The 6,962-nt window shown below is 31.8% G+C and carries 6 protein-coding genes and 1 pseudogene; all 7 read left to right on the top strand.

Annotated elements, in window-relative coordinates:
- Window positions 1-304: 304 nt before the first annotated feature.
- Entirely contained in the window at window positions 305-868 is a 564-nt protein-coding gene (locus ACESM9_RS13460) for a hypothetical protein (RefSeq protein WP_372999660.1), read from the top strand.
- A 387-nt stretch (window positions 869-1,255) separates the two neighbouring features.
- Window positions 1,256-2,014: pseudogene (locus tag ACESM9_RS13455) on the top strand (transposase); the annotation flags it as partial.
- A gap of 102 nt (window positions 2,015-2,116) precedes the next feature.
- Window positions 2,117-2,539, top strand: a complete 423-nt coding sequence (locus tag ACESM9_RS13450) for a phage tail tip lysozyme (protein WP_372999657.1) — start codon at window positions 2,117-2,119, stop codon at window positions 2,537-2,539.
- Window positions 2,540-2,651: 112 nt separating this feature from the next.
- The gene (locus tag ACESM9_RS13445; RefSeq protein WP_372999654.1) at window positions 2,652-3,590 is read left to right on the top strand and encodes a hypothetical protein; all 939 of its coding nucleotides are present in this window, start codon (window positions 2,652-2,654) and stop codon (window positions 3,588-3,590) included.
- A gap of 316 nt (window positions 3,591-3,906) precedes the next feature.
- A complete protein-coding gene (locus ACESM9_RS13440) occupies window positions 3,907-4,764 on the top strand; it encodes a DUF4163 domain-containing protein (RefSeq protein WP_372999651.1) in 858 nt (285 codons plus the stop codon).
- Window positions 4,765-4,901: 137 nt separating this feature from the next.
- On the top strand, window positions 4,902-5,975 hold the full coding sequence (locus ACESM9_RS13435; protein WP_372999648.1) for a hypothetical protein: 1,074 nt from the start codon (window positions 4,902-4,904) through the stop codon (window positions 5,973-5,975).
- A gap of 128 nt (window positions 5,976-6,103) precedes the next feature.
- Window positions 6,104-6,835: a hypothetical protein gene (locus tag ACESM9_RS13430; protein WP_372999645.1), complete on the top strand. Its 732-nt coding sequence runs from the start codon at window positions 6,104-6,106 to the stop codon at window positions 6,833-6,835.
- Window positions 6,836-6,962: the final 127 nt, after the last annotated feature.

The raw sequence follows: 6,962 nt of genomic DNA, 5'->3' as shown, positions 1-6,962 counted from the left end.
CGCACAACATATCGCTGCATAAAGTTTTTTTAAGATGTTCTTTGAAATTCTGCTCTTGCGAGCATTTTTAAAAAAGGGAATTATGAAATTGATTCAAGTTGTTTTAGAATTACCTATTCCCAAAAAATAAGGTGGTTCATAGCTTTATTTGCTTTTTTAATCATTTGGATATTTTCTTTGGAGTTTATTGACGAAGTTGTGATGCAGCAGATATTTTTTTATATGGCGAATATAATAGGGACTATCGAGATAAACCAGTAGATATTCCATAAGTCACACGCATTAAGTTTAGGGAGGTAACATCATGAAAAAAAGAATAATAATCATGGTTATTGTTATGAGTTTAATATTAATAATGGGATGTTCAGAAAATTACAATGAACAAGAAGAACAATATTATTCTAACAATGTAAAAAATATGGATGATAATATGAAATCGTCAGAAGGGTATGAAACTGTAGAAGAAGATAGTAAAATTTATTATGGTGAATGGAAAATAAGTAGATTGTTACCTTCTGAAGCACCAAGCATTTGGGGAAAAGAAGACGTTGAAGGTTTCATTGGCAAGAGTCTAATACTTACTCCAGAAAGGGCTGTTTTTGATAGTGTAGAGTTATATAATCCTCAATATGGAGAACGAGTTGTTATGCCAAATGAATTATGGACTGAACTTGTTACAACATACGAAGCATTAGGATTAGATTCGAAAAATCCCCCATTATTAGTTACAATATATACTGATGATAGTATGGATGAAGAGAGCGAATGGATTTCAGATAGCATAATATATGGGTTTTTTGTCAAAGACTCTAATACATTAATTTCCGAAAATAGAAATACTTACTTTGAACTTTTGAGAGTCAATTAGATGTAAACATACGAGGAACAGGTTTGCTGACTGCGCTGTCTGCCACTAATGGAAGGCAGGAGTGAGTATTTCATCAATACATGAGTTTTTAACAAGAGCCTATTGATATATACTGCTAAGAATTCTCAATAAACAACAAATTTCTGAACGTTCAAAGACAACGTAGCCAAGGCATTTTCATCATTATTAGCTTGTCTAGAAAACTAAGTTCTAATAGGGATAGCTCTTTTATCATAAAGGTAAGGGACTATCCCTTATTTATATAACTGATGAATACATTCTAATTACTCCCCGCCCCCGCCAAATCAGAAAAAGGGGTACTTATTGCCTTAGTAAAATCATCTAATGACAGGTAAAACAATAACATTCTAAATGTAATGCTCTAGTAAAAGATTAACTCCATTAAAGAATCAGCTACACATGCAGTTAAGCTATCACTATCCTAGTTATAAGAAATTCTTTAGTGAAATAGATGGTAAGACTGCTTTAGCTTTTTTTAAACAATACCCCGCCCCTCAAACATTAAAAGGTGTTACTCTAAGTGAATTAACAGCTTTTCTTCTTGAAGCAAGTAACAATGCAGTATCTAAAAGAAAAGCGAAAGGGATACTATCCCTTATTACTGCTGATGGGGATACCAAAAGAGAATACCAAGACCATAGAGATTTTCTTGTGCAAAGTATCGTAAGAGATATTCAATTTAAAAAGCAGGGAATTGCCTATTTAGAAGAAGAATTAAGAGTACTAATGGATAAGTTAGACTACAAGCTAGACACTATGCCTGGTATTGACCTTGTTACTTCCTCTGCCGTAGTAGCAGAGATCGGAGATATTACAAGATTTCCAAACCCCGATAAACTAGCAAGATTTGCAGGAATAGCACCCGTTCATTTTAGTTCGGGCGGCAAGGGGAAGGATAAAAAGAGTGAGCAAGGGAATAGAACCTTACATGGCTTATTCTACTTCCTAGCCGTACAGCAGGTGCAGGTTTCTAAAGGCAGTAAGATACCTAGAAATCCTGTATTCCATGACTATTACCAAAGAAAGATAAAAGAAGGAAAGACCAAAGGGCAAGCTTTAGTCTATATTATGAGAAGGCTAGTTTATTCAATGCCGCCCACCATGAAAAAAAGGCGGGGTAGGTAGTAAAAAATATACTCCTTTTAAAAAGGATAGTTTAAGTTTACAACCTGAGGGACGAGTGAAAATGGAGTAGTACATGCTCTTGCCTCAACGGATTCAACTCGTTTGACTGATGAACAACAGAAAGCAAATGCTCAATATATTTATGATTATTTAATTGATGAAGGTTGGTCGAAGAATGCTATAGCTGGTTTGCTTGGGAATATTCAGCAAGAAAGTCAGTTGAACCCTGGAGTGTGGCAGGATTTAAATAATACAAAGTTAGGATATGGTCAAGTTCAATGGGATGATACAACAAAATTCCTTGATTGGGCAGAGCTTAATGTTAATAATGCTAACGGGATGGCACAAAATGACCCAAAACAACTTATGGATTTACAACTGGAATTTTTGATATGGAGTAGCCAGACATCTACTCCATCGGACTGTCGTCAATGGTTTGCAACAACTAATTATGATTCTCCGTATAAGATGACTTATGATGAATATATTGTGTCAACTAGCGTTGGTATTTCATGGATCACATGAAAGATCTGCTGACGATGAGAAAAGACGACAAAATAGGATTGAATATGCAGAAATGTGGTATGAATACTTTAGTGAATAATAATAAAAACGCCTAATAAACAGGAGAAGTTTAATGATTAAAATAGGTTTACCCATTATATTAAGTATAATAATTTGTGTTGGATTAGTTGGGTGTACCAATTATAAAGATAAGGCTGTTATTACTGAAAATCAGCCTTCTGAAATTACTGAGGTAAATGGGAAAAGCATTTCGGGTACGGCTCAGCCGCCTGCGGATGCAGTGCAAATCAAAACTAGTGATCCGACATCAAAAGGTGGTATGGTTACAATCGACTATAGTCAGTACCTTAAAAAGATATGGGTTGTAATAAGTTGGAATGGCGGTACATATGAATATTCTTCTTTTTTCATTTCTAAAATTAAAGATGGAAAAATAGAAGGAAAGTTCTCAACAAGAACAATAGCTATGCCTGATTTTTATTACTATTCACTTAAACCTTCAAAATATTTAGGGGTTTTAAATGGAACAATTAAAAATGGGATAGCTGAATGTTACTTTAGTGATAAAGCAGGAAACAAAGGACATGTTACATTAGTCTTTAATAAAAACGACGAGATAGAAGCGACGATAAAGTATACGGATAAAGAAGAACATTATAATGACTTATCCCTTGATGGAATCTTTCTGTTTAGACCATACAATCTTGAAGATATAGAAAGTTTTACTCAATTTGAGGATCTATCTTTTACAGTAGATTTAAATTCTTGGGGAAATGTTAATTTTGTAGCGGGAGAATCCGATGGTAGTAATAAGGTACATCCAGTAGCCTATATAACAAATGAGCATGATGACATTCTTTATGAGTTTAAAGCATCATTTCAAACTGGTTCTGAAATTATAGAAACTTCAATAATGGACATAAACGAGGACGGATTAAAAGACGTAGTGATAATTACTGCTTTTAATGATCCCGACATTGAACATATTGAGAGGGTTTTCCTTCAAACGGATGATGGGTTGTTTTATAGTAGCAGACTTGATGCAGAATAAATATAATCTACTATGATTTTATGGTGTGTCCCCGCCGGATTATATCAGTACCCTTCCGGATAATCTAAACGACAATTCTATTGCAACAGCAAAAGATGGGATATATGAATTTAACAGTGGAGTTCATAGAAAGTTGACTTAAATTATTTTGTGTAAGGTGTTCTCAAACGAAAAGCTAAAACTCATCATGAAAAAAGAAAACAATAATTATCTTCAGTTCGAAAGACCGGACAAGCTCAATAGTTAAAATGGCTACTATCACACGCCGACGGCTCAAACTGTTAAGATATCAATATTTTAAGAGAGGATAAAAGAAATGTTAAAGAATGGAATTATAGTAACATTATTAATTTTGCTTACTTTGAGTTTAGTAGCATGCAATAAAAGTGAAAACAGGTCGCTTTCAACAAAGAATGAGGCTGAGACACTCATGGTTGATCCTATAGTAGAAAAACATGAAAACGAGAATAATCCTAATAATCAACAAAAACTAGGTAATAATGATAATAATTATATTATAAATGAATTAAATTACTCGAAAAATGATGATAAATTTAAATGCAATATAAAATATCCGCAGATATCAGGATTAAGTGATAATGAAAAGCAGAAAAAGATTAATAGAACTTTAAAGAATGAGGCTATAAAAGTAATAAATTATTATGAAAATCCATATGGTTCAGTGGAATTAAGTATCGATTACAAAGTTACCTTAAAGAATCCAAATATTTTAAGTGTTCAGTACTCAGGAGTTGGTAGTGTTAGTAATGCAGCGCATCCAAACAATCTGTTTTTCACTACTAATATTAACATCATGACAGGAGAAAGATTAAGGCTAAAAGATATTGTGGAAATTGATAAGAATTTTGCTCAGAAATTTTTAAACGAGGAATTTAAATCAATGTGGCCAGAACAAAGCGAGGCATTAGAATATTTTACTAGCGAAGAAGTTCAAGAATATTTTAAGGAAGCAGATTCTTTAGACAATATTGGTACGGAGAAACAATCTGACGTATTTAGCTATTTAACGACCAATTCTTTGGGAATTTCTATAAGTGTTGGACATGCTATTGGTGATCATGCAGAATTTGAAATTAAGTACCAAAATATTAGAGAAAATATAAAAACTGAAAATGAAATATGGCAAGGTTTATTGCATTATCAGAATGAATGAAAAAACTAAAAATAACATCGGTTTTTTTGATCCTGAGGTTAGGGAAAAGTTAGATTAATTTAATAGAGGTTGTACAAGCGATAACCTAACTTTTTAAAAATCACTTTACACCAATATATGGAGAATAGGTATAAAATATGAAAAGAATAGTATTAATAATTATTATATTTCTATTAATATTAGTTGGTTGTAATGATATAACAACACAAAAGCAACTTGATACATCAATTGAAACAATAGAACAACAAGGTCAATCTAATAGCTCATACAATATTGAAACATATCAAGATGAAACTCATAAGGAGATACAATATGGTAAACTGTCTTTTGGACTAGACTTATATCATATAGTTTCTTATATCAGAAGTGATAATGAGGTAACATTTAAGTTGGAAATTGATGAGGGAAAAGTTCGTCCGAAAACTCAAATGACCATAATTATTAAAGAAATCGAAAAACAAAATTTTAACAATAACGATAGTACTGTAGAGTATTTAAGCAATATGTTTCAAGCTTACGAGACTATAAGTATTTATACTGATATAAAAGATGTTTCTGGCATCACCGATTTGTATAGTGTAACGGGACAAGGTATGACAAAATATATTGTTTGCTACAATGATACCTGGTATTTAATTGAATCAGATTATAACAAACTCAAACATATGTTATTCGAAAATCGTCAGAAAGCAAACTATGAAATTAATAATCATCAAATAGAATGTACGAACTCTTTTACAGCTTATGTTAAAGAAACTATCTTATCTGATTATAACAAGGTAAAATACGAAATTATTCAAGGTAAAGATGAAACAAAGTACTATGCAGAATTGAGTCTTGACAAAGAATATCAATTTAAGTTTGTTCTAAATAATGAGAAGGGGGAAAATTTGCTGACGTTATCTACACGTTCATCAGATTTTCATGATGTTGTTAAATTTATAGATGTCAATATGGATGGTTATGTAGATGTTCGATTTTTGGAGATCTCTGGTACTATGAATAATAATTATAAACTGTATGTTTGGGATAATCTTACAAACGGATTCACTAAAGTAAAGTATGATGAAATACTTTCATATTTTGAAGTTTATGATGGTTACTTGTTAAATTGGCAGAAAAAAGATGCACAATCAGGTATTATCCAAAAACTTATTTGGGAAGGAAATACTTTGGTAAAGGAATCAGAAGAGCTTTATGAAATAAATTAAACCTATACTTGACTGAACGATATTGGTTCAATTTTTTCACTAATGAATATTGATGCTGTTTGTCAATACTTATAACGCTTGATAATCATTGAATGCTTATCCCAACTTGCAATAAGAGGGAGGATTTTATGCAACAAGTGAAATTATATATAATTATTGCAATGATTTTATTAGTTTCTGCTTGCAATAATAATGATTTAAACAGCGAAAGTAATAATTCTAGCAGTCAGGTTAATGAAGTGAAAAATACTGAAAGCCCCATAGATATTGCTGATGAAGAGGGTGAACATCAAGAAAGCAGCTATGTTAGTCAAGAGGAGTCCTTAAGTGAATTCATAATACGCCTTAATGACTATATTTATGAAGAAAATTCGAAAGGCTTTCAAGAGTTTATTGATGCATATGGTGTATATTCAATAAGTTACTTTGACGATGGAAGAGACGAAAATAACGCAATACTTGTTTATAAAAATGATGTTAGGGAAGACATGTTTTTAGTAAGCTCTCAAAGTGGTAAGGCAGGCATTAGTTTGAGTGGTGGTACGTTTAGTACAGAAGTTAAAGAAATTTATTTCAATGACTATGAAATTACAAATAACGCATTACTCAATATTGACTGGTTAGAGAAGGATGAAAGTGTTATACAAAATCAATTGTCCGATATTATTAAGGGATGCCAAGAACTTATTCTGAAAAACAATGAATATATTCCACAGATTTTTAGTTTATCAAATAATTATTTTGCGTTTTCATTTAGCGAAATAAATGAAAATACACTTGAAAAATTTTATGGATATTGGATAATTTTTGAAAAGGTAAATGACTCATATGCAATAAGAGCAATAATTGAATTACAGTAGTAGTAAAGTAAAATATAAGGATGGGGAAGATAAGATCAAGTCCAAAATTATGTGTAAAATGAATCCCCCGGCTAGCAAATGAAGTCATCGAAGTTGAGTGACTTTTTGAACCTGTTTATTTTTTTGT

It is taken from the genome of Lutispora sp., assembly GCF_041687175.1.
Lineage (GTDB): Bacteria > Bacillota > Clostridia > Lutisporales > Lutisporaceae > Lutispora.
Note: the sequence above shows the minus strand (reverse complement) of the source record. Positions and strands in the feature narration are given on the sequence as shown.

Coding starts and splice junctions, on each gene's coding strand:
- ACESM9_RS13440 (WP_372999651.1), top strand. CDS start 3,907: ATGTTAAAGAATGGAATTATAGTAACATTATTAATTTTGCTTACTTTG.
- ACESM9_RS13435 (WP_372999648.1), top strand. CDS start 4,902: ATGAAAAGAATAGTATTAATAATTATTATATTTCTATTAATATTAGTT.
- ACESM9_RS13445 (WP_372999654.1), top strand. CDS start 2,652: ATGATTAAAATAGGTTTACCCATTATATTAAGTATAATAATTTGTGTT.
- ACESM9_RS13460 (WP_372999660.1), top strand. CDS start 305: ATGAAAAAAAGAATAATAATCATGGTTATTGTTATGAGTTTAATATTA.
- ACESM9_RS13430 (WP_372999645.1), top strand. CDS start 6,104: ATGCAACAAGTGAAATTATATATAATTATTGCAATGATTTTATTAGTT.